Genomic DNA, 22836 nt, shown 5'->3' with positions numbered 1-22836 from the left:
TTAAAAGGTAAATGAAATTCCTAGATTATAAGATTTCAGCGCCGGATAGCCCGCAGGTGTCTCCGGGTCCATTTGGTATTTCCGGTAGAATGAAGACCAGACAAATGGGTTAACAGCGGTCAGGAACACCCTGAACTTCTGCAGGTGCAATTTCTCCGATACAGCGGATGGTAAGGTATACCCGACCTGCAGCGACCTCAACTTGAGGAAGTCTCCATTTTTCATCCAAAAGGTTGAATTGGTATAGTTGTTCGCATTGCTCTGCGTCGTTAACCGCGGAAACGTTGCGTTATTGCGGGTATCAATGCCTTCCGTTGGATAATAAGCCCAAGCATTTCCGGCAATGGGATAAATTGTCGTGTTTCCCACAAAAGGAACCACCTGATTGTAAGCGGCGCCCAATAAATTAATATCCATACCTGCTGCTCCTTGAAATAAAGCCGATAAATCAATGCCTTTGTACGCTAGGCCCAGGTTGAATGCATAATACCATTTAGGATAGGCCGGTTTGCCAATAGCGGTCACATCGCTTTGATCGACGAAGCCATTTTGATCCAGATCTTTGTATTTCAGATCCCCCGGTTGCACCGGACCAAAGCTTGGTTTGGCGAGTCCATCTTTTAGGCTGCCATCGGCGTTAAAATCCTCAAATTGGTAGAAGCCGTCTGCCACCAGCCCCATAGGTGTACCTATAGCACGCCCAGTTGTATTGGAGAAGGCGTTTTTATTGGGTATCTCGGCCTGATAAACGATCTTGTTTTTCGCATAGGTCGCCATCATACCTAGGTTCAGCTGCAGCGCCCCGATCTGCTCCTGATAACTCAGCCCCAGTTCAATCCCTTCATTGTTCACCTTACCAATATTCTGAAGCGGCAACATATCTGCGCCGGTATAGCCCAGGTAGCCCGCTATGAGGTTGTTTCGTGTAATGATGCCCGATCTGCGATCGCTAAACCAAGTCGCCTGAAAATCAAGATTTTTAAGTAGCCGCAAATCCAGTCCCAGTTCGTATTTCATGCTTTGCTCAGCGGTAATATCTGGCGTAGCCAGACGGCCTAATCCCAGTCCACCATTAAAAGACAGACTATTGTTGCCCGTTACACTGCCAGGGAGGAAACGATAATACTGCTGATAGAGGTATCTACCCTGCAGTGTCTGGTCGTTGCCGGTCTTTCCCGCGGCGATGCGCAGCTTGGCATAGTTGATCACCGGATTATCTTTGAGGAAATCCTCTTCCGATAGTACCCAGCTTAAAGATGCTGCAGGATACAATTTCCAGCGGTTTCCCGGTGCATAAGCATCCGATTCGCTGTATCCCCAGCCGAGTTCGGCGAAGTATTTCTCCTGATAAGCATAAGATGCCCTTCCAGAAATCTGCTGATAGTGGTAAGCAATTTTTGACGCATCCTCATTGGCATCGGGGATCATATCGCTTGCATAGTAATTGACCACGGCGTTAATATGATGTTTACCGAACTGCCTTTTATATCCAGCCGAAAGGTTGGACTGCCGCCAGGTCAACTGCCCATAAGGGGTGTTGGTTCCGAAAACTATCGGTGTATTCTGATCGGCGGTCGCCTGTTTACCTTCGTAATAACGGGCATAGGTAGCGGTTTTATTCTGGATCACACGCGACCAGGTGTTAAAAGAAACCGCCTGTTCAAGGTACAAGCCTTCTGTCAGGAAGCTCAGATCTTCGCGCAGGCTAAAGTTTCCCTGTAATGTACGGTCATGCGAAGCATACATACCCAGGGCATTCAGTTCCGCAACCGGATTATTTGGATAAAGTGCATTACCCGACCATTGTCCTGTCAGCGCATCGCGCACGGGATAGATATTATTGGGGTAAGTTGTTAGCCGCTTCCAAAAATTCTGCGCATTGTCGTAGGTGTTGTTGCTAAAGGGCTGGCTATAACTTTCGATACGCCCGCCCAGATCAATCTTTCCAGTAAAGATTTTAAAGAACTTCAGGTCCACATTCGAGCGTAGATTATACCTTTTGAGGCCTGTATTGCGGCTTGCTTCAGCGCCACCCGGGATATTAAAGAGTCCCGTTTGATCCATATAATCCAGGTAGAGGTTATATTTAGCCACCTCCTTCATGCCGCCCTGCATATTGACATAGGTATTGGTGTAGCGGCCGTTATCGCGCAGCGACTCGTTGAGCCAGTCTACATTGGTACCGGATCCATCTTTGTACTGCTGCAAGGCCTGATCGTTGTAGGCCGGAGACCACTGAAAGCGGTTGCCATTGAGCGCATAGGCATCGTTACTGATGGCCTGATTGTATAGATTGGCGTATTGATAAGCGTCGTAAGGCTTCCTGATCTTGACGGCCTGCTGAATGCCAGATATTACCTGCGCATCAATGCGAAACGTATCGGTATTGGCCCGTTTTGTCGTCACCCACAACACGCCATTGGCGCCTTTCATGCCAAATGTGGCTAGACTCACAGGATCTTTCAAGATGGTCACACTTGCGATCTCACCTGCGGCAAGGTATTGAAAATAGAACGATATATCCACCTGAAAACCATCCACGTAACAGACCAGGGCAGCCTGATCGTACGTTGCCCTTCCCCGCATTAGGAGTGTTGCCTGATCATACCCCGGCTGACCATTGGTTTGGCCTACCATCAGTCCGTTGAGCTGTCCATATAAGGTATTGGTTAAGTTTGCCACAGGTATCTTTTCCAGTTCCTGCCCACGTACTGTAGCATAATTTTTCACTTTTTGGCTGTCGGTAGAATCCGGAGCAATCCATTCGCCCGGTTGCTGCGCCATCAAGGACGTACTTCCCGACCACACGGCAAAAAGTAAGGCCGTAGCCTTTTTTATCATTGAATAGGTATTCATAGTTTAAAGTCTTCTAATAGGGTCAGTCTTATCAATTAATAGCCCGGATTCTGGATCAGATAACCTTTGTTTACCTCACCTTGTGGAAAAGGATTTAACAATTGCCTAGGATGCCAAAACCCATTATAACGTACCGCATTTCCAAAATTGGTATTTCCCGAAGGCAAAGCGTCACCACCGTTATTAAAAACCAGAAAACGGATCGGTCCACCGATGATGCCCTTGTCGATCTGGCTATCCTTCCAATGTTTCAGGTCGTTAAACCGGTATTTTTCCTGGATAAACTCAATCGCCCATTCCCGTTGGATAATTTTGCGCAGTTTATCTTTATTGGTCTCGGTAATAGCCGGCAGTCCTGCACGCTGATGGATTACATTAAGGCGGCTGAGTGCTGCGACAGGTTGCCCCATTTCGTTATACGCTTCTGCCGAACTTAAATAATATGCCGCCAGACGGAAAATCGGAAAGTCAAACCATTCACGGCGCCCTGCTTTATAATAAAACTTGGTCGGCTGTCCGGCACCAAAATGGTTGACATCCTTATAATGCTCGTTCATGTGCCAGATGGGATCGCCGGGGTTGTTGTCGGCCTGCATTTCCCAACCGTTGAAATCAGCGCGCATGCGTGGCTCCATCTCCTTAAACTTGGTGAGGTATTCCGAAAACGGAGCGGTTTGACCTACCCCTGGCCAGCTCTGCTCGGTGCCGTCTGCTTTGTAATAATTTTCCAGCATACTGCTCGATAGCACCGCTCCATTGGCCTGATAATGGTAGTTGACCACATTAAAAATATTGTATGGACCAGCACCACCAGAAGATGGAACTTGTTGTTTGAACGCTAAGATCACTTCCCGGTTGCTTGGTGTGGAGGTAGCTGTACCATAGTCAGCCAGCGGATTTCCCGTATTGATGATACGCAATCCCCCTGCCCCTTCGGCTTCTTTGATCAGGGCTTCACTGGCTTCGAGCGCAACATTCCAACGTTGTGGATCATTGTTGCCAAAGCAGATCAGCGCATTGTTTGCGCCCAACTGCAAATAAGGTGTTGCATTGTTGAACAAAGGCCGCGCCGCATAGAGCAAAGCTTTTGCTTTAATTGCCAATGCTGCCGACTTGGTCATCCTGCCCAGCGAATTATCTGCCCAGCGCGAAGGTAAGATGGCCGCAGACTGATCACACCAGCTTACAATACTATCCAATACATTTTTTATCGGCGCGCGCTGGATAGCCAGTTCTTCCAGATTGTTTAAGGAAGTCAGTGGAAAACTTTTGGAGATTATCGGTACCCCACCATACATGATAAACATTTGCGTATAGCGGTAAGCGACCAGCGCCTGCATTTCGGCCTGAACAATTTTCTTATCGGAGTCGCTCATATCAGGCACCCGGCCGATATTTTCCTTGACGAGGTACGCCTTGCGGATGGCCTGAAAATTGTCGGTGTAACCGTCGTTGCCATAACCACCGTTGGATCCCATGTCCTGGCTATTTGAATTGGGGGTAAAACCACCGCCAAGAATAGATACCGCCGCCACACTACCCGGGATCTGCACCCAGAAAGCCTGACTACCCGCCAGCTGATCATCGGTGCTCGGTGAATAATAACCGTTCCAGTTCAGCCCCTGACGCAGAGAGGCAAAATAAGCGCCTGCAATGGCATTGTAAGCGTTGGCGGACTGGTTAAAAATTGTATCCACCGTCGGGTTCCCCCGGGAGGGACCTGCAAAAAATCTTTTTGGCAAGATATACTGCTTCCCAAGATCACCATGGACATGGAAGCAAACAAAGCCTTTTGCCAATAGCGTTGTATTATATCGATCATATCTGTAAGTTTTAAAATGAAATGTTCACCCCCAGGTTGTATGTTCTCACAAGCGGGAATATATAGCCGTTGCTATTCTGACTAGTCGACTCGGGGTCTATCCCTTTCACGAGCTTGGTCCAGGTGACGAGGTTATTACCACTGGCATACACCCGCACGGCGCTTAGCCCGACACGCTGCAAGAGTTTGCTGTCGCGGACGGTATAGCCTACAGAAGCATTTTTCAAACGCAAAAAGTCTGTTGAGCGCAGCCAGAATGTACTCCTTATTTTCGAAGCCTGCGAAACCCCGTCAATAGCATTCAGTGCAGGGTACAAGATCTCCTGGCCACTTTCATATTTTTCCTGCGTCCATCTGCCATTATTGACTTCCTCGACAATACGATTGCCGCCGTAGTAGGTGTTACTGATATCATAAGAGCCTTTTGCAGTACCGATAAATAACGTATTTAAATCCCAGCCTTTGTAGGTGACACCCAAACGGAAGTTGTACGATATCAGCGGAAAAGAAGGATAGCCAATCGGGATCATATCGTTGTTATCGATAATACCATCGCCATTAATGTCCTTATAGCGTAAGTCGCCAACATCCACCAAATTGCTAAAGCTATTGTAAGGACGGTTGGCCAGTTCGGCAGCATTGTTGTAAAACCCATCCGCGACCAATCCCTTTGGCTGGCCAATCATGTATCCCGTTTGGTTCATCCAAGGATATGGGAAAGCCGCTTCGGCCATGTAATCTATTTTATTGCGTGCGTAGGAGAAATTTCCTTTTAAGAAGTAGGTAAAGTCTTCGCTTAACTTATCGTCCCAGCCCAATTCAAACTCCCAGCCGCTATTGCTTACCCGACCAACATTGGAGACCGGGGTACCGGCAACGCCCAGATTTGCTGGAATAATGCTCGGCTGAACGAGGATAGAGGACCGTTTTTCATTAAAATAAGTCCCTGAAAAGGACAATTTATCACGGAAAAATTTCAGGTCAAGCTGTACGTTGCTCTTTTTTGCCCGTTCCCAGGTGACCAGCGGATTTCCGACCGACGCTTCAATCGCTCCCGGAATATGCGGATTGGTTGCCGAGCCATCTGTGCTTCCAAAATAATAGCCATTGTTTTGATCCCCTAAATTCCATGAATTGGCCAAATAGAGGTAACGCATCCCACCGATCTGATCATTACCGACCTCACCATAGGAGGCCCTAATCTTGGCAAAGCTCAAAACGCTGTTGTCTTGCAAGAAAGACTCTTTGGAGATAATCCAGCCCGCAGAGAAAGCCGGAAAGAAGCCAAAACGCTTACCCGGAGCAAACTGTTCGGTCCCATTGTAGGCCATATTCACCTCGGCCAAATAGCGTTCGGCATAGTTATAGGTCGCCCGCCCAACTAAGCTCATCAAACCCGAAGGTGTATTAAAGGCTAGGTTGTTATCAATGTATTTTTGGGCATTCGCCAAGACGAGACCCGATACATTATGCTTTCCAAAGTCGCGGTTGTAGTCTACGCCAGCTTCATAATACATTTTTCTAAAACTGGAATTGAATAGGTAGTCGGTGAGACTGTTGTCGGTACTCACCATACCCCCGATGTAGACGATTTCTGTCGGATTTTGCGGATTTCGGTAAGCCGAATAAGTCGGTACACCTGGTGTGACGGTATATCCTTTTGCATAATTATCGTCATAGGCCACCGTAAAATGGGATTTAAGACCACGCGTCAGATAATCCATTTTATGCTTCAGCACCGTTTGCGCACTGAGGTTGGTTCCCTGTGTGACGCCGTAGCCGCGCGTTACAAGATTGAGCGGATTAATGACCTGGCTTGGGAAGCCCCCATTTCCTCCTCTGACCGTCCCGATGGGGTTCGTTGGGCTGCCATCGGCCCCAAGAAAGTTTAGTACGATTCGGCCATCAACGATTCCGGGCGAAATAAAAGGCCCATGTTTGAGGTCGAGCAATATCGCCTGATAACGAGACGCCAGGTCGGATCCCTGCACGTTACTAAAGTTGTCCGACTTCGGGTTGGCAATTTTATTCTTTAAAAATTGTCCGCTGATGTTGACACTGATATCCAGATTTTTGACGACCTCAATATCGAAATTATTACGGAATGTATACCGGGAGAATTTTGGATCCACATCTGCGCCGGCTATTTTTGTATAGTTCAGAATACTCGTCTGATCAAAATATCCGATCGAACTGGCATATTTAAATCGTTCGCTGCCTCCCGAAACATTTAAGTTGTATTGATTTTGACGTCCTGTGCCATTGAAGAGTTCTTTGTACCAATCGTGACTGGTGTAATACAGTGCCGGACTGTTTTGCAGCTGCTGCTTCTGTTGCTCGTTGAGTGGCATGGCTGCAATTTCTGCTGCTGTATAATCGCGGTTGTTTTTAAACTTCCAAAGCTCATCTTCCGAAAACAACATATTATTATACGAACCGTTCCCTGAAGCATCCAGTTTGCGGATCGATTCATTTCTGCTGGAAGCAAAGTCATGCGAATTGGTCATGCCCATGAGCGATGTTGCGCGCGTAAACCCCGTGTTGGCCGAGAAACTAAAAGCAGGTCTTCCCGAGCGGCCCCGCTTAGTGGTAACGATAATCACGCCATTGGCCCCACGGATACCGTATACCGCTGTCGCAGAGGCATCCTTTAAGATACTGACGTTCTCAATATCGTTGGCATCAATGGCGTTCAACATGGTAAATGGATTTTCCGCAGGCTGCTGCACACCGTCGATAACGACAAGCGGATTGGACCCATTCAAGGTCGATATTCCGCGGATGCGCAAAGTCGTTGCATTCTGCCCTGGTTCGCCGCTGTTCTGTATCCCAGTGATACCCGGCGCCATACCGACCAGCATATTACTGACATTGGCTACAGGCGTTTGTACAAGATCTTTTCCTGCTACCACACTGACAGAACCTGTCACGGTAGGTTGTTTCTGTTTACCATAGCCGACAACCACCACCTGCTCCATCTGAATATTATCTTTATACAATTGGATGTTGATGGCTTTCAGGTCGCCTACGACCCTACGTTGCGGCAAGTAACCGACGAACGTATAGATAAGCGTATCGGTGGGAAGTGCTTTTATCGAATAATCCCCCGTGACATTAGTCAGTGTCACATTATTCGAATTTTTGACGCTGACATTAACGCCAGTCAGCGGACGCCGCTGCTCATCCACCACATTTCCAGAAATGCGGATTTGCGCATGAGCCATGCAGGTGATGGACGCCATAAATATCCCTAAAAAGGCTACCTTTTTAGAAAAATGTACTGTCGAGCGTTCAAGACAAGTCGAATGACTGTCAGTGGACAAACAAATCATATTTATCAGTTCGTTTATAATTTTGAAATTATTTCCCTTACGGTAACCTGAGTGGTCAATCAATAAATTGGTTACAGCATAGCATCAAAATTAGGATATTGGCTATGCTTGAGGGATGAATTTTCGCAGAATATAGGGGGAAAAATGTTTCATTTCACCCGTTTTAAAGCTTCTGGCGGTGTTTTTCCTGATAGGCAGACGGTGTAATCCCGAATTCTTCACGAAATACCTTGGTGAAATATTTGGGATCTGTAAAGCCCACTTGGTAGGCAATTTCAGCGATCGACCACTGTCCGGTTTCGAGCATGTGCTGCGCCCGTTGCAAACGGATGCTGCGGATAAATTCCACTGGTGTTTTGCCGGTCAAGTCAAAAATCCGCCGGTACAAGGTCGCTCTGCCCAAAGCAAATGCCTCACCAAGTCCCTGCACGGAGAGGTTCGAATTGCCCATGTTAGCCTCTACGTAGGCCAGTACTTTTGTGATCCATTCATTATCGAGTGAAGACGTGTCCAGCTCACTGGCAGCTACTGAAACCTGCTTTTGATAAGTTTCCTTAAAGCGATCCTGCTGAGCGAGTAGATTTCTCATTTTTGAAATCAGCATTTCCATACGGAACGGCTTGGTGATATAATCGTTGGCTCCCATTTCGAGGGCATGGAGCTGCCGCTGTTCGGAATTGACCACAGTCAGCAGGATAAAAGGAATAAAAGCCGTCCGTTTGTCTGTCTTAATCTTCTGGCAGAGCTCCGCACCATTCATTTCGGGCATATTGAGATCGCTGACGATCAGATCGGGATGCTCAGCAAGGGCCTTCTGCCAACCTTCCTTTCCGTTTGAGGCCACGATAACCTGAAAATACGGCTGGAGAAATTCCTTCATGTAACTGCGGTAGTCGTCGTTGTCTTCCACCAACAGTACGGTTTTTTGCATCGAAAGAGCGGAGCCTATGTCTTCCGCTAGCACATCATCGGAAATGGCTTCATTCTGTTCTTGGATATCTTGCAACGGCAATTGCAGCACAAATGTACTTCCCTGTCCGACTTCGCTTTCAGCATGCAGGGTACCCTTATGCAGCTTGGCAAACTCCCGGCTGATGGCCAGTCCAATACCACTCCCCTGGTTGATCATATGTTTGGGCAGTTCGTTCTGAAAAAAACGTTCAAAGATCTTTTCCAACCTATCGGCAGCAATACCTATCCCCGTATCGCTGACGCGGATTTCGAGCCGATCACCCGACCGCGTATCGACGGAGAGTGTTACACTGCCTCCCTGAGGTGTAAATTTGAAGGCATTGTTCAACAGGTTGAAGAGTATGCGCTCCATTTTATCCGGATCCAGGGCTGCCCAAACATCCTCGCCTATGGTTTCGAAGGCAAACTGCACCTGACGTTTTTCAGCCAGATCGAGAAATGAATCGTAGACCTCTTTACAAAGCCCAAAAATCCGGAGGTTCTTTTTATGCAGATGCAACTCACCGAGCTCCAGTTTCCGGAAATCCAGCAGCTGATCAACGAAATTGAGCAGTCGCCGAGCATTTCGGTGGATCAATCGGAATTGCCGTTGTTCATTTTCGGGATAAGGCTGATCCAACAATTTTTCTACTGGTGTCAGGATCAAGGACAGCGGAGTTTTAAGCTCATGGCTAACATTGGTAAAAAAGTGGATCTTCATCGCATCCAGCTCCTGCCTACGCAGCTGCTCCTGTTCCTGCTGTTCTTGCTTAAATTTCAGGCGGGTACGGCTGATGATCCGATAACGCCCCCATACTAGTCCCAGTACGATGACTAAGCCATATAAACCATATGCCCAGGTACTCGCCCAAAAAGGAGGCATAATCTCAATATCCAGCTTGGCGTATACTGGATCGGCAGCACCACTTTCTTCGGCACGCACCACGAGCGTATATTTTCCGGGTGCTAATCCCGTAAAACTTATTTTTCGGCTGTTCCCATCCACGCTTACCCACTGGTCATGTAACCCCTGCATCCGGTAGCTGTAGTTTATTTTTCCGGCGTTGACAAAATTGAGCGCTGCAAATTGGATGGCAAACGCATTCTGATCGTATTTTAAAGCCAGTTTATGGGTGGTGGATATACTCTCCGACAGAATCAGGTTACCTTCATATTCCTCCCCCACGCGCACACTGTTATTGAACAACTGCAGATCAGTAAACAGCAACGGATAACGATGCCCCCGAATAGGGTCATTGGGCGGAAAGAACAGGTTAAACCCATTGCTGCCGCCAAAAATCAATTCACCCGCTTTTGTCACAAATGCAGCGTCGTCATTGAACACATTGCCCTGCAATCCATCCGTTTCGTCGTAATTCCGAAAGGATAATTTTAGTCCACCGTTTACATACTGCGGTGAAATCCTGGATAGGCCGTTGGGCGTACTTGCCCAGATGGTGTGCTGATGGTCCATGATCAGGCGCAAGATGGTCTGGTGGGGCAAGCCATCGGCTTTGTGGTATTTGAAAAACTTCTTCTGCTGCGGATCGTAAATCGATAGGCCATCCCGCGTGGCTATCCAAATGAATCCCTTTGCATCCTCGATGACATCCAGTACCGTGGTATTACACAAGCTATTTGCTGCACCTTGCTGATAGCTAAAATGCTGCAATAATTTTCGATTCCGATCATACAGTTCAATACCGGCCGAACCACCTACCCACAGGTTTCCCTTCCGGTCCTCCATGATGGCATTGACCGAAAAGTTAAAGGGATGATTGTAGCGGTAATCCACAAAACTATTCGTTGTCCGGTCTAGAAGCTGCAGTCCCTTGTTTAATGTCCCCACCCATAAGCGTTGTTCGCGATCTTCAAATATCTCCCAAACGTTATCTTCCGATAAACTTCCCGCACGCTTGCTATCGTGTCGATAGTAGGTAAAACGCTGGCCGTCGTAACTATTCAGGCCGCCGAAATAAGTACCGATCCACAGCTTATTATCGCGGTCTACATATAAGCTCGCAATAATATTGCTTGAAGGTCCGCTTCCGTTATCCGCTTGCAGATATTTTGTAAACGTTTTCGCTGCCCGATCGTAATAGAGTAAACCCCGCCCATTCGTACCGATCCATAGATTTCCGCGTTTATCCTCGGCAAAACAATTCACATCGTCAAAAGGTAAACTCTTTAGGTTATTCGGATCGTGACGGTATTGCGGAAACGAAGACTTTGTCTCGCTATAAGAATTAATTCCTGCTTTAAAGGTCCCCATCCAGATTGTTCCTGACGCATCCTTTAGCAACGACTGTATTGCATTTCCCGGCAAAATTTCTTTTGCACCAAAATCATTCGAGATATAGCTAATGGCTCTCTTTTGTTTATCAACGAGGTTAATTCCACCATGATCTGTAGCAATCCATATGTTGCCCCTATCGTCTTGCACGATGCCGTTAACGATATCGTTATTGAGTTGAAGCTGACCGACTTTTCGATCCAGTGTCAGCCATCTGTTATCTGCGGCAGAAAGCCAATAAACTGCATTCGCCTTGCCGGGCACATAGATCCAGGCATCATCCTGTGCATCGATGAAAAGTTGGTACCCTTGCTCGGCATTACTTGCGGGCACATGGAGCCTTCTAACCAATTGATTATCCGAATCCCGTCGTACGTCAACTGTTCCATCGGTATACACTATCCAGCTCTGCTGTCTGGAATCAAATGCAAGAGATGAGACCGCATTGCTGTAAAGCGGTCGGCTGCTGTTTTGCGAATTTAAGAGCTGCGACTTCTTCTCCCGGATGAGGTATTTATAAATCCCTTCACCCGGATAGATAAACCAGAAATTCCCACGGCTATCGGTAACGATTGTTTTGAACCACTCGTGCGGCAAACCGAGCTGGGCGAGCCAACGTTTTGGCCTGGATTCAAATTGTTCCTTGGCTGCATTGTATCTGTTCCAGCCCTTTGGTGTATAGATCCATAACGAATGGAGCGGTCCTTTGACTATTTTATCGATATAATTATCGTTAATACTGGTGCTATCCTGCTCGTTGTGAAGAAAAACCTTGAAGTCATAGCCGTCGAAGCGATTCAATCCTGAAGCCGTACCAAACCATATGAAACCATTTTGGTCTTCGGCCATAGCAATCACCCGACCATTGGAAAGACCGTTTTTGATGCCCCTATTGTTAAAGAAATAGCTTTTTTCCTGCGCATCCGCTTTTGTGCACAGCATAATTGTCGCCAGCGAAAACAAAAGGCGACAGTAAACCATTAAAAAAAAGGATCTTTGTTTCAATTCAGCCAATACTTTTGATAGGGGAAACGCTAATTAATTATTTTCCACATTAGGATTGTCAAAGATACGTTTATTCCCTTACATCGTATAAATTAAACTTTTTTTGGACAACGTGAATGGCTTTACCTCGGAAAGTCCGTTAATCGTCTACCTGTTGTGGATGTAACTGTTGGCCAACAACACTATTTATCAAGAATAAACCGACTTAAATTTATACCTGATTGGGTATAATTGTTACTAAATACAAATAAATATACCCGATTGGGTATACAAAGAAATTGCAAATAATAGCATAAAACAAAGTCTCTACCCAAAAGAACGGATCGAATGTTAGAAAAAAAAGAGCGAATCATAAACCATCGCCATGCGGATATAAATTGGTCGAATAATTGCTTTATCAAGCTGTGCATATTTGCATAAAACACAAAGTCGATCCAACATGAAAAAATATATTATCGTATTCAGCTTATCCTTACTTACGCTAAGCGTTTCAGCACAAAAGAAAAAGAAAAAAGAAGTACCGCCGCCAGTGGTAAACCCCATTCCCGAAGCACAAAGAGTAATCGAACAGGCGGGTAATTCGGAAAGAATGGAATCCGGCATGATAACCATGCCCATGCGGGCGGCCAATCAGGTGCGCATCAAAAAGACAGATGGGCAAGAACTGACGTTGGAGAACTTCGAAGAACTGTTGAATACCGATCTTTCCCAGATCCAAACCTTAGCGCTGAGTTCATCCATCTCAGGAAAGAAGCTCGACAGCGGCATCTTACAGAAGGTGATTGACGAAGGTAGTCAGCTGGAAGAATTGGAAATCAGCAACCTGACTATCATTCGCTTTCCTGAAATCAAAACTGTCCACCCCACGCTGAAAAGAATCACATTAAGCAAAAATGAGCTCAGCACACTGCCGGAAAACATTTCAAACCTGACAGCACTGGAAGAGTTCGACTGCAACAACCCCTTGACGACTTTGCCTTCATCCTTTGCACAACTCAAGAATTTAAAACAATTGGGGTTAAATGGTAATCTATTTACCGCTTTCCCCAAAGAAATTTTTAGTCTTGGCAAACTAAACTTCCTATCCCTTTCTGGCCATTATAAAAGTGAAACTAAGCTAAACGAACTGCCTGATTTATTTGAGCAGTTGCCCGAACTAAAACAAATCGGTATCGAAAACGCGGGGTTGACTACGCTACCAAAATCTATTGCTTCCCTTAAAAATTTAGAGAAGGCCAATTTTTCATTCAACCAGTTTACCAGCTTCCCTGCAGCCCTGCAAAACAATCCCAAACTGGTGTATGTACCGTTTACGAATAATCCCCTTCAATGGGAACCATTCTTGGCTTCTGTAAAAAAAATCAAGTGGAGCGGGCTTTTCTTCTTGAACGATACAGGATTGACAAAAAAACAGTATGAGCAGGTACAGCAGATCCTAAGCAAAACCAATGTTTATTATGATGAAATGAATGACTAAGTTCAATTCTAGCAAAGGAAGCAAACTCTATACAGATAGTTAGACAACCTCACTATCAACCACTTCAATAACAAAAGCAAAGAACGTTTATATTTACGAGGGATTCATAGAAGCTTGCTGTACAAATTTGGGTTTCACGCCAAAATGCTTTTTGAAGCTTGCTGAAAAATGCGCAGGATTGCTATAGCCTAGAAAGCGTGAAATTTCATTTATTGGCCGATCGCCCTTTGCAAGCAGGCGCTTCGCTTTTTGCATCCTACTCGCTGTGACATAGCCATAAATGGTTGTGCCGTAGCATAGCTTGAAATATTTTTTCAAATAGTTTTCATTCGTTCCCAATTCGACAGACAACTGTGCTAATGATGGTGGATCTGTTAATCTGCTCTCGACTATTTCTTTTGCTTTAGTCATCAGCTTTTTCATTTCAGGGCTGAGGTTATTGTCAATTGGAAGCGCAATGCCTTTAACCTTCTGCTGATCAAATGTCCGCGCCAATAGCTCCAGAATCTTACCAAAGCAATACAGTGATTTCCATTCTTTGTCCATCTCCGTATCCAGTAGTTCAGCAATAATTTGCTTCTGTTGCGCACTGATCAATCTAGACTCGTCAAACAGAATGTCCGTTTGTGACTTTTCCGCAAGGCGGCGCAACTTAATCCGTAAAGAGCTATCTACGGGCAAATAGGATTCGAATAAAGAAATCGGTATATTGATTTCAAAAAAGCTTTCCGCTGGGCGGCGATGCCATAAGCCAATAATCTGAGGTGCTGCAAACAGGTAACTCTGAACATATCCCGGTGAAGAACTCCCTAATAGTTCACCGTCCACGTAGTACTGCCGGTCACTATTTAACGCGAAAAAAACATGAATATACGGTACAGCATTGTCAATACAGAGATAGCCATCACTTGTAGATGTGAGTTCCGAATGCATCACATGCATACCCTGTGGCAGGACAATCTCGGAGACATTCATCCGTGAAGAATATTGCTTCATCGTTTTGTTGCGAAATTGGAAAGACTGATGGCTAAATGTGCGGATATCAAACGAGTAATGTGGCGGCGTGTCGGCCATTTCGTGCGCAACTTGCTCATCCAAAGACCATGATTCCTGCAGGTGTGCATTATTGAGAAGTACTTTTTCTAAACCATCCATAGCTAGGGTAAACTTTAAAATTCCCGAATTGCATATTTTTTCTCCGCCAAATATAAGTTTAATCATCGAATTTTGTCTGCTTATTAAGATTAAATTTAAATAAGATGCGAAAAATACCTATGCTTGTCGCAGCCATATGGAGTTTACAACTGCCCCTTAGCCATGCGCAAGAAAAACAGTTATTCAACGGAACAGTTTTGGATGAATACAATGCTCCCCTTGCCGGAGCTACAATTACAGTCCTTAAAACCAACCAGCATACCGCAACCGACCATCATGGACAATTTATATTGCCTACCTTAAGCAAAGGAACCTATGATATCCGAATTAATGCCATCGGTTACAAAACCATTAAACAGAAAGTATTGATCGATCCGACGCATCCCTTTACCATGACATTTCCTATGTTTCGTGCAGAGGAAGCGCTGCAAACGGTGGAAATTTACGGGCGCAAAGAAAAATCCTATCGAAACACACAGTCCTTTATCGGAAGTAAGACCGAAACCAAATTGCGCGACCTCCCGCAATCGGTTTCTTATGCGACCAAAGAGCTTATTGCCGACCAAGGGTTGATGCGTGTAGGCGAAATTGTTAAAAATTTCAGTGGTGTCAATCAGTTTACCTTTTACGACGATATTACGATCCGGGGTTTTCGGATCAATGGTGGGTCCAACACCCAGCTTGTCAACGGGATGCGTACCACAACAGGATTCTGGAAACAGCCGCTGGCCAATTACCTGGAACGGGTAGAAGTATTGAAAGGCCCATCGTCAGCCCTATTTGGGAATGCGAGCCCCGGCGGTATAGTCAATCGTGTCACAAAAAAGCCGCTTGACGAGGCACGCAAATCGCTGCAGTTCTCGGTGGGAAGCTTCAACAACCTCCGTGCCCTGGCGGACTTCACAGGGCCTATGACATCCGATAAAACGTTGCTTTACCGCCTCAACATCGGTTATGAAAACGCGCAGAGTTTTCGGGATCTGCAGTTTGACAAAAACTTGGTGCTGGCACCATCCTTTTCCTTCATTCCATCAGAAAACACCCGTATCAATTTTGATATGGTCTATAACGATTCCAAGTCGAGACTCGACCGCGGACAATCTGTCTTTGCCAACGGTGATCTGTATTCGACCCCTATCAGCCAATCCATGAGTACGGCCAATGATTTTCTGAACGAACAAACCTATATGGTCACTGCATCATTAAACCACCGTTTCACTGATAAATTGAGTTTCAATGCATCTTATATGAAAACAGGCTACGCCGAGGATCTATCAGAACACCGCTCGGCCAATGCATATGCTGTAGATGGCAAAGGAGCCAATATCGAAAATATGGTGGCAAGGCAGGTTTTCATCCGAAACAGAAAACGATTTGTCGATAACATCACCGCTTTCTTCAATTATAACGTTAACACAGGTGTGCTAGCGCACAAACTCATTGCGGGCTATGACTACGCGCAGGAGGTATTACCTGTGGGTGGTTCGCAGCTGACAGCAAGCGGTTACAGAAACAAAGATAACACAGGCAGCATTGCTAAATTTGATCCTAAAAAAATCAATGATTATTTACTTGACAAAAATGGCAACCCAGTGCCCAATGTATCTAGTTTTGAGCTCAGCAACCCCCTGAAAAGTCAACAGTTGCAGGACGAAAGCAAGTATTTTTTTGCACCGGCATCCACTACAGCAGTTGCTCCTACCTATTATCATCTGAATGCATTGTATCTACAGGATCAGCTCACTTTGGGTCCCCTTCAATTATTGCTGGGGTTACGGTATGAAAATTACAAGGATATTGCCAATTATAAAACAGATCAGGCCGAGAATGTACACCAAGATGTCCTTCTGCCACGCTTTGGCGCAGTATATACCATCAATCCGCAGATTAATCTATACGGAACCTACGTCAAAGGCTATAACCCACAAACGGCTTCGGCACTGGCAAATCCAAATGCAGGCGGGCCATTCGATCCGCTCGAAAATGATATGACCGAGTTTGGATTAAAAACTGCCTGGTTGGATGGAAAATTGCAGGCGAGTACAGCCATCTATCGGATCAACCAGAAGAACACCCTCTATCCTGCACCTACGGCCGCAAATGCTGAATTGATGGAACAGATCGGTAAGGAAAGATCCAAAGGGATCGAGTTTGACATTCAGGGTCAGATCCTTCCGTATTGGAGCATTATCGCTTCTTACGCTTACAACGATGCCAGAATTACCGAAGGCGGGAATAACGAAGAACTGAACAAACAAAAGCCTAATGCGCCTCGGAATACCGCGAATATCTGGACCAGATTTTCTATTCCCACCGGCATAGCCAAAGGCCTGGGAATCGGCGTCGGCGCCAACTACGTAGACAAGCGGAACCTGTCGCTTAACCTTAACCAAACAATACCCTCCTACAGTTTATTGAATGCTGCCTTGTACTATTCCATTGGTAAGGTGCGGCTGCAGGCCAACTTCAATAATATCACCAATAAAACCCATTGGGTAGGTGGTTACGATTACATCCGTCTATTTCCAGGTGCACCACGTAATTTCCTATTGACACTCGGCTATACCTTTTAAGGATGACTTTGAAAAAGACGATCTTGTTTTTACACCGCTGGATCGGACTATTGTCCGGTCTGGTGGTTTTTATTGTGAGCATTACAGGCGCTATCTATGTGTTTGAGAAGGAACTATTTGCCCTTTTTCATCCAAGTTATGTGACAGTAACGGAACAGAAAGGCGAGAAAACACTTCCCCTTTCCATCTTGAAGGCAAATGCACAGCGTGTCACCGATCATCCCATTACCCTTATCCGTGTGCCTGCTACAGATGATCAGCGACAAGTTTATCTATTTGAAGCCCTTAAGCGCCGTCCAAAGAACGATATCGTCGGCGTATTCATCAACAAAGAAATCCGCTATTGGGACCGTATTTTTGTAGACCCCTACAGCGGAAAGGTTTTAGGGAAAATAGATGTCGAAACTAATTTCTTTTGGATTGTCAGGCAGATCCATCAATTCTTATATCTGAGGCGCGATGTGGGCAGCACCATCGTAGGTACCAGCGTCTTGCTGTTTATCATTACGTTACTTTCGAGTATTTTCCTTTGGTGGCCCAAAAACCGTAAAGTTGCTGTTAAACGCCTCAAGATTAATTTTAGCGCTAAATGGAAACGCCTAAACTACGACCTTCACCAAGTATTAGGCTTTTACGCTTTCTTCGTTGCTATCGTCATTGCGGCCACAGGTTTAGTCTGGTCCTTCAAATGGTGGGAAACTGGTATTTACTGGTTGCTGGATGGTAAGCGGCCCAATAAGAAACACGAAGAGCCAAAAGCTCCAGAAAATACAATAGATGCCGCCAGTGAGGCCTCGTTAGATCTGATATGGTCTGATGTTGTGAAAAGTTATGGCGCGCATGAAGGTGCTTTGATCAATATCCCGCAAAATGCTTCAGTGGCCAATGTTACTGTCTATAAGAAAGGAAATACCTGGTGGTCGGCTTCCGATACCTATACCTATGATCTTCGTAGTGAAAAGTGCTCTTTCAAGCGGCTGCAAAATGATAAAACATTAGGCATGAAGTGGCGCGATTCCAACTATGATATCCATGTCGGAAAAATTGCCGGGCGTATAGGCATGTGGATCGCATTTGTGACCAGCTTAATCTGTGCCTCTCTGCCGGTAACAGGCTTTTATATCTGGTATGGTAGAAAGTTTAAGAAGAAGAAACAGCGTTGTTAAGTGCTCGGTGTATTATAATTTGAATAAACTTTTAGAACTCGCCGAACACTATCAGTTTAGGTCATTTTGGCACCTGAATATTTTGCAATGTAAAGTAGATTTCATAATCTTTTTATTCACGAACATTAGGTAAACAATATCAAATACTTTACCATGATTAAAAAGTAATATTTTTCTATGTCAATAGCCTTTTAATCTATTGCAGCATTATCAAAATAAATGAAATATCATTTTGATCGTAAAAAGTAATACATGAAATAATATAGGACAAATTAAAATTATGTCAAATATCCTATTTCTGAGCTCCTTTTTGTACTCAATAATGGTAAAAATTGACAAAAGAATTAGCATAACAAAAACTGGGAGAGCCACCTTATTATTAAACTGGTGTTCAACAATCCTTAAACATCGTTCATCTAAATTCTTAGCATTAATTTTAAAACTAATTATAATAATATATAAAATTGGAATCATTATACTTCCAATAGTTGGAAACTTTATCTTTTGCATATTTCTATTTTAAGGTCATCCATTTATCCATAGCCTTGTATCGAGCTTTAATCGCATTTTGATCTCCTTTTGAATCACCTAAATTTTTCCATTCATTAAGATTTGATACTAACCATACTTGCATATAAGTATATCCATTAGCTCTCATACATGCCCCCCATATATACTGTCCCGAATCAGAAGGATTATAAAGTATTTTTGATCCACTTATTCTGAATGGTAAACCTTTAACTTCCATAAATCCCCTTCCAGCTCTTTCTCCCGCCTTGGATTTTAGAGCAAATTGGAGATTATCTTTTAACACTAGTGGAAAATCAGCTTCATTACCCACGCTCGCATTACTAATTGAAAATAAAGCACTAATTCTTCCCAAAAAGCCTTGCTTCTTTAACTTTACTGCTTCAAAACCCGCATTATTTATTAATCCCCAAATATCATTGTTCGTGATTGGCTGATAAACTTGCTCAGCGATAGTAAATTTATACTTTAACATATTATTGTATATTGGAGCAGTAATTTTTAAATCATTTTCGTCAAGCTGAGTAATAATAGTTTCAAAACATAAACCGTATTTGTTATAATATAAAAATTCTATTGCCTTGTGCAAATCCGCTTCATTTAATCCTATAATTCTCGCTATAACATTAATTTTTAGTAACTTTTATCGTAATTTCATATGATTTTCATTTTATAGGAAACGCTGATATAACATCATTATGAATAGTTATTAACCTAATCTTCACTCCTTCATAAACTCCTTCAATTTTAAAATTAACGGGTGCACCTCTCTTTGTAAACATAGATCCAGCTTTTCCTGATTCCTGAATCCACTTGTTGTTCACTATAACATCTGATACTGCATGCATTATTTTACCGTGGCTCCACGTTACAGGAAACATAGTTTAACCCGTTAGCAAATCTATCACTGGTAACCAATGCCCGAAGTTAAAAAAGCAGCCTATTTTCCATATTGCCTTCTACCGTCAGAAAAATTGTATGTTTTTTTGAAAAATTTTTCCCATGGTATAACCAAAACGAATAAAAGAAATAGGGAAAAAAACACCCTAAGTTTTGCCTTCGCTAGACCATCTTTTTTATAAAAAAAATCATGCATTTCATTATAGACTAATTCAATATGAGAACCAACAGGATATTTTAAGCATTCTTCATTTGCCATTCTAACAGCATATAACTTCCCTTTATATTTGACATTGATTGATGAGCTTCCTTTTGAAGTTCGACAATATTGCTCTTCAACCAAAAAATTACGGGCCACGCTGCTCTCCATTTTAACATCTTCCCTATAAAAATAAATATTATACGCTACACCTATAGCAACTGCACCTATTAAGAATATTCTGATTTTTTTTGAATTCATACAATTTATCTTTCAAATCCTATAATTCGGGGGGCTAACTTCCATAATACCTGTTGAACTTGGGAGAACATTAAAGTACAAATCCAATTGTTCTAAAGCTTCCTCGCCACAACACTATTATGCATTATTCACTGTTTCAACTTCTGTGAATGTTGCATTATAATTACTACTCTGTTTACATTATTCCGCCAATTTGGTAAGATTACGTCTCTGAGTACTAAAATTCATCAGCTAGATCCACAACGTTCCAGCTATCAATTTAAGCAATCTTACCCCGTAATCGTACTGTTTGTACTATGTGTCTATTCATGTTTTTCCGTAATTTATTTCATGTCACAATTTTCTCTAACAAATTCAACCTGGTCAATTAAATCGATTATTTCTGAATTGAAAACTTTAAAATACGGTAATAATATAAATCTATCTTTAGACAAAAATTCAATAGTATGCGTAGACGTGTTAATACCATTTGATATGGAAAGAATGGAATCTTTTTCAATTCGATATTTAAATGCCACTTTCTTATTATAAGGAAGATATTCTATCAAGCCAGAATCTCGTCTGAAAGTAAATATCATAGAGATATCCTCTACTTTTCCACGCCATTGACCAACTAATCTGATATTTTTGGAAACTTGATTAGGTATTGAAGAACAAAACAAAACCCCGATTAGAAACACGAATATTATACCTTGCAATTTATATTTTGACATATTAATTTACTTTGAAATTCTCTTAACGAATAATACAAGCCGCACTATAGTATGTAGCATTTTCGCTAATCTTTATTTATATAGCGAATTGTTGTACAATACTAGGGTGATCAAACCGAATTAGAATATTTATTTAGATAGTTCCATGCGATAAATCCGTCATCCATTTTGTTCGTTGCGCTAATAATACGTTTAGCAACTGTATCCCAACCTACGTTAACAACACTATCAATATCATCATATCCTGGCTGAAATACCACTATCCATTTACTTGTATTTTCAATAAGTAGAGATAAAAGAGCATTCAACTCATCTCTATAAACAGCATCTTCTATATCATCAATTTCTTGTCTTAAACCTTCTCTAATAGTAAAGCATTCCCAAATTTCTGTATTAAATTCATTTGGCAAATAGTTTAATACAAAAGTTGGCACATCTGATTTCATAATTTTAAATGATTTATACAACGCCTCCTCAGGACCTTGAGGGTATGCAACCCCTCCCCATTCAAAAAAAGGTTGTTGAAAAGTTAAATTTTGAACATCACTTTCGTTTTTTAAAATGATAATTTCGAATCCTATATCCATGATTTTAAGTTTTAGCACATTCTCAGCGAAACGTCACTATTTCCGCTCTTTCAACTTATTCCTCCTATAAATCAATAATCCTGAGCATACATATACAATAAATACTAATATCAGTATGATTTGAGCACAATCATTCAGAAAAGCCAATTTATCCATCATATTTAGGTTTACTTTTAAGTTCAAATAAATTTTTGACAATCTTAACCGAAAAATAAATGATCAAAATTATATGAAGCAACAGACTCGCAGGGGTCAATTCTAATGCATTCCCTGATTCATACCTCACCACGGTATTCATTTCTGGATTATGCGCCCCAATTCCACCAAAGGGTATAGCTACTTTATAGTTATAGTCTCTCAAGCGAATCAGAGAATCGTAAGATCTAGCATAATGCAATGAATCGTAGTTTTCAATTTGTTTTTCGTCCATATATAGAAATGGCTTCAGTTCTTAAATTATTTAATAAAATTATTTGTACTATCCGGCTTTATTGATAATGGTCTAAAATTGAACGTATCTCGCCTTGCTTCAAGCTTACCCGTTTTGATGTATTTTCGTGAAGTTATGATAAATTGTCCTTCATTTACTACGTATCCTTCATCAATATAAGTTTGATAGGATTCACCAAAAGCAGGTACTTTATAACGTTCAATTATGATATGATTTTGATTTATAGTATAGATGCCCCATATATATGGGATTTTTCTATCATATGAATTATTGAAGTTATCTGTTGCTAAAAAATTGCTATCAACACTATTTATACCAGCACTTACTTCTGAACTGCCCCCGTCGAGGACAATACCATTTTGGTAAAGAACTATCGAATTATAAAGATTATTATCTTTTTTAACATAAAAATAGCCACTAAGCTTTATTTTTCCACTCGTGTTATTTTTCAAAATCAATGTTGGCGCTTGTCGATATACAGAACATCCCACTGCTAGGAAAACACTACCTATTAATAAATACTTTACCATACCGTAAAAGGATTAAGTGTGCGTTTCAGTTAATTTA

15 protein-coding genes are annotated in these 22836 nt (G+C 43.1%); 3 read left to right on the top strand and 12 right to left on the bottom strand.

Features of this window, described 5'->3' with window-relative positions:
* From VXM68_RS11300 to VXM68_RS11285, 4 genes are all read right to left on the bottom strand, one after another.
* Complete coding sequence (locus VXM68_RS11300) at positions 1 to 2856, bottom strand: SusC/RagA family TonB-linked outer membrane protein (protein WP_367208780.1); 2856 nt, start codon at positions 2854 to 2856, stop codon at positions 1 to 3.
* Positions 2857 to 2891: 35 nt separating this feature from the next.
* Positions 2892 to 4655 carry a RagB/SusD family nutrient uptake outer membrane protein gene (locus VXM68_RS11295; RefSeq protein WP_367208779.1) on the bottom strand — a complete coding sequence of 588 codons (1764 nt, stop codon included), beginning with the start codon at positions 4653 to 4655 and terminating at the stop codon, positions 2892 to 2894.
* 34 nt (positions 4656 to 4689) lie between these two features.
* Complete coding sequence (locus tag VXM68_RS11290) at positions 4690 to 8001, bottom strand: SusC/RagA family TonB-linked outer membrane protein (RefSeq protein WP_367208778.1); 3312 nt, start codon at positions 7999 to 8001, stop codon at positions 4690 to 4692.
* Between the two features lie 172 nt (positions 8002 to 8173).
* Positions 8174 to 12196: a two-component regulator propeller domain-containing protein gene (locus VXM68_RS11285; RefSeq protein ID WP_367208777.1), complete on the bottom strand. Its 4023-nt coding sequence runs from the start codon at positions 12194 to 12196 to the stop codon at positions 8174 to 8176.
* 502 nt (positions 12197 to 12698) lie between these two features.
* On the opposite strand from VXM68_RS11285, the gene VXM68_RS11280 reads away from it, so the two are divergent.
* Entirely contained in the window at positions 12699 to 13736 is a 1038-nt protein-coding gene (locus tag VXM68_RS11280) for a leucine-rich repeat domain-containing protein (protein WP_367208776.1), read from the top strand.
* 93 nt (positions 13737 to 13829) lie between these two features.
* Here the strand turns inward: VXM68_RS11280 and VXM68_RS11275 are convergent, their stop codons facing one another.
* On the bottom strand, positions 13830 to 14957 hold the full coding sequence (locus VXM68_RS11275; RefSeq protein ID WP_367208775.1) for a helix-turn-helix transcriptional regulator: 1128 nt from the start codon (positions 14955 to 14957) through the stop codon (positions 13830 to 13832).
* 38 nt (positions 14958 to 14995) lie between these two features.
* Between VXM68_RS11275 and VXM68_RS11270 the strand changes: the two genes are divergently transcribed.
* Positions 14996 to 17464 (top strand): TonB-dependent siderophore receptor, encoded by a 2469-nt coding sequence (locus VXM68_RS11270; protein WP_367208774.1) that lies wholly within the window; start codon positions 14996 to 14998, stop codon positions 17462 to 17464.
* A gap of 2 nt (positions 17465 to 17466) precedes the next feature.
* On the top strand, positions 17467 to 18630 hold the full coding sequence (locus VXM68_RS11265; protein ID WP_367208773.1) for a PepSY-associated TM helix domain-containing protein: 1164 nt from the start codon (positions 17467 to 17469) through the stop codon (positions 18628 to 18630).
* 514 nt (positions 18631 to 19144) lie between these two features.
* Here the strand turns inward: VXM68_RS11265 and VXM68_RS11260 are convergent.
* The 7 genes from VXM68_RS11260 to VXM68_RS11230 all read right to left on the bottom strand — a co-directional run bounded on the left by VXM68_RS11260 (position 19145) and on the right by VXM68_RS11230 (position 22799).
* Positions 19145 to 19768: a MafI family immunity protein gene (locus VXM68_RS11260; protein WP_367211299.1), complete on the bottom strand. Its 624-nt coding sequence runs from the start codon at positions 19766 to 19768 to the stop codon at positions 19145 to 19147.
* 55 nt (positions 19769 to 19823) lie between these two features.
* The gene (locus VXM68_RS11255; protein ID WP_367113691.1) at positions 19824 to 20039 is read right to left on the bottom strand and encodes an EndoU domain-containing protein; all 216 of its coding nucleotides are present in this window, start codon (positions 20037 to 20039) and stop codon (positions 19824 to 19826) included.
* Between the two features lie 59 nt (positions 20040 to 20098).
* The gene (locus tag VXM68_RS11250) at positions 20099 to 20518 is read right to left on the bottom strand and encodes a hypothetical protein (protein ID WP_367208772.1); all 420 of its coding nucleotides are present in this window, start codon (positions 20516 to 20518) and stop codon (positions 20099 to 20101) included.
* A gap of 323 nt (positions 20519 to 20841) precedes the next feature.
* Positions 20842 to 21231 (bottom strand): hypothetical protein, encoded by a 390-nt coding sequence (locus VXM68_RS11245; RefSeq protein ID WP_307187238.1) that lies wholly within the window; start codon positions 21229 to 21231, stop codon positions 20842 to 20844.
* A 110-nt stretch (positions 21232 to 21341) separates the two neighbouring features.
* The gene (locus tag VXM68_RS11240) at positions 21342 to 21818 is read right to left on the bottom strand and encodes a hypothetical protein (RefSeq protein WP_367208771.1); all 477 of its coding nucleotides are present in this window, start codon (positions 21816 to 21818) and stop codon (positions 21342 to 21344) included.
* A gap of 148 nt (positions 21819 to 21966) precedes the next feature.
* Positions 21967 to 22248, bottom strand: a complete 282-nt coding sequence (locus VXM68_RS11235; RefSeq protein WP_367208770.1) for a hypothetical protein — start codon at positions 22246 to 22248, stop codon at positions 21967 to 21969.
* 26 nt (positions 22249 to 22274) lie between these two features.
* A complete protein-coding gene (locus VXM68_RS11230) occupies positions 22275 to 22799 on the bottom strand; it encodes a hypothetical protein (RefSeq protein ID WP_367208769.1) in 525 nt (174 codons plus the stop codon).
* Positions 22800 to 22836 lie beyond the last annotated feature (37 nt).

Origin of the sequence: Sphingobacterium sp. R2 (assembly GCF_040760075.1) — a bacterium.
In the GTDB taxonomy this organism is placed as follows: Bacteria; Bacteroidota; Bacteroidia; order Sphingobacteriales; family Sphingobacteriaceae; genus Sphingobacterium.
This window is presented reverse-complemented; position numbering and strand designations above follow the sequence as displayed.

What these genes read in the sequence shown, in the direction of transcription:
- VXM68_RS11300 (WP_367208780.1), bottom strand. Translation starts at nt 2,856, where the DNA reads ATGAATACCTATTCAATGATAAAAAAGGCTACGGCCTTACTTTTTGCC.
- VXM68_RS11285 (WP_367208777.1), bottom strand. Translation starts at nt 12,196, where the DNA reads ATGCTGTGCACAAAAGCGGATGCGCAGGAAAAAAGCTATTTCTTTAAC.
- VXM68_RS11280 (WP_367208776.1), top strand. Translation starts at nt 12,699, where the DNA reads ATGAAAAAATATATTATCGTATTCAGCTTATCCTTACTTACGCTAAGC.
- VXM68_RS11275 (WP_367208775.1), bottom strand. Translation starts at nt 14,957, where the DNA reads ATGATTAAACTTATATTTGGCGGAGAAAAAATATGCAATTCGGGAATT.
- VXM68_RS11270 (WP_367208774.1), top strand. Translation starts at nt 14,996, where the DNA reads ATGCGAAAAATACCTATGCTTGTCGCAGCCATATGGAGTTTACAACTG.
- VXM68_RS11265 (WP_367208773.1), top strand. Translation starts at nt 17,467, where the DNA reads ATGACTTTGAAAAAGACGATCTTGTTTTTACACCGCTGGATCGGACTA.
- VXM68_RS11255 (WP_367113691.1), bottom strand. Translation starts at nt 20,039, where the DNA reads ATGTTTCCTGTAACGTGGAGCCACGGTAAAATAATGCATGCAGTATCA.
- VXM68_RS11250 (WP_367208772.1), bottom strand. Translation starts at nt 20,518, where the DNA reads ATGAATTCAAAAAAAATCAGAATATTCTTAATAGGTGCAGTTGCTATA.
- VXM68_RS11245 (WP_307187238.1), bottom strand. Translation starts at nt 21,231, where the DNA reads ATGTCAAAATATAAATTGCAAGGTATAATATTCGTGTTTCTAATCGGG.
- VXM68_RS11240 (WP_367208771.1), bottom strand. Translation starts at nt 21,818, where the DNA reads ATGGATATAGGATTCGAAATTATCATTTTAAAAAACGAAAGTGATGTT.
- VXM68_RS11235 (WP_367208770.1), bottom strand. Translation starts at nt 22,248, where the DNA reads ATGGACGAAAAACAAATTGAAAACTACGATTCATTGCATTATGCTAGA.
- VXM68_RS11230 (WP_367208769.1), bottom strand. Translation starts at nt 22,799, where the DNA reads ATGGTAAAGTATTTATTAATAGGTAGTGTTTTCCTAGCAGTGGGATGT.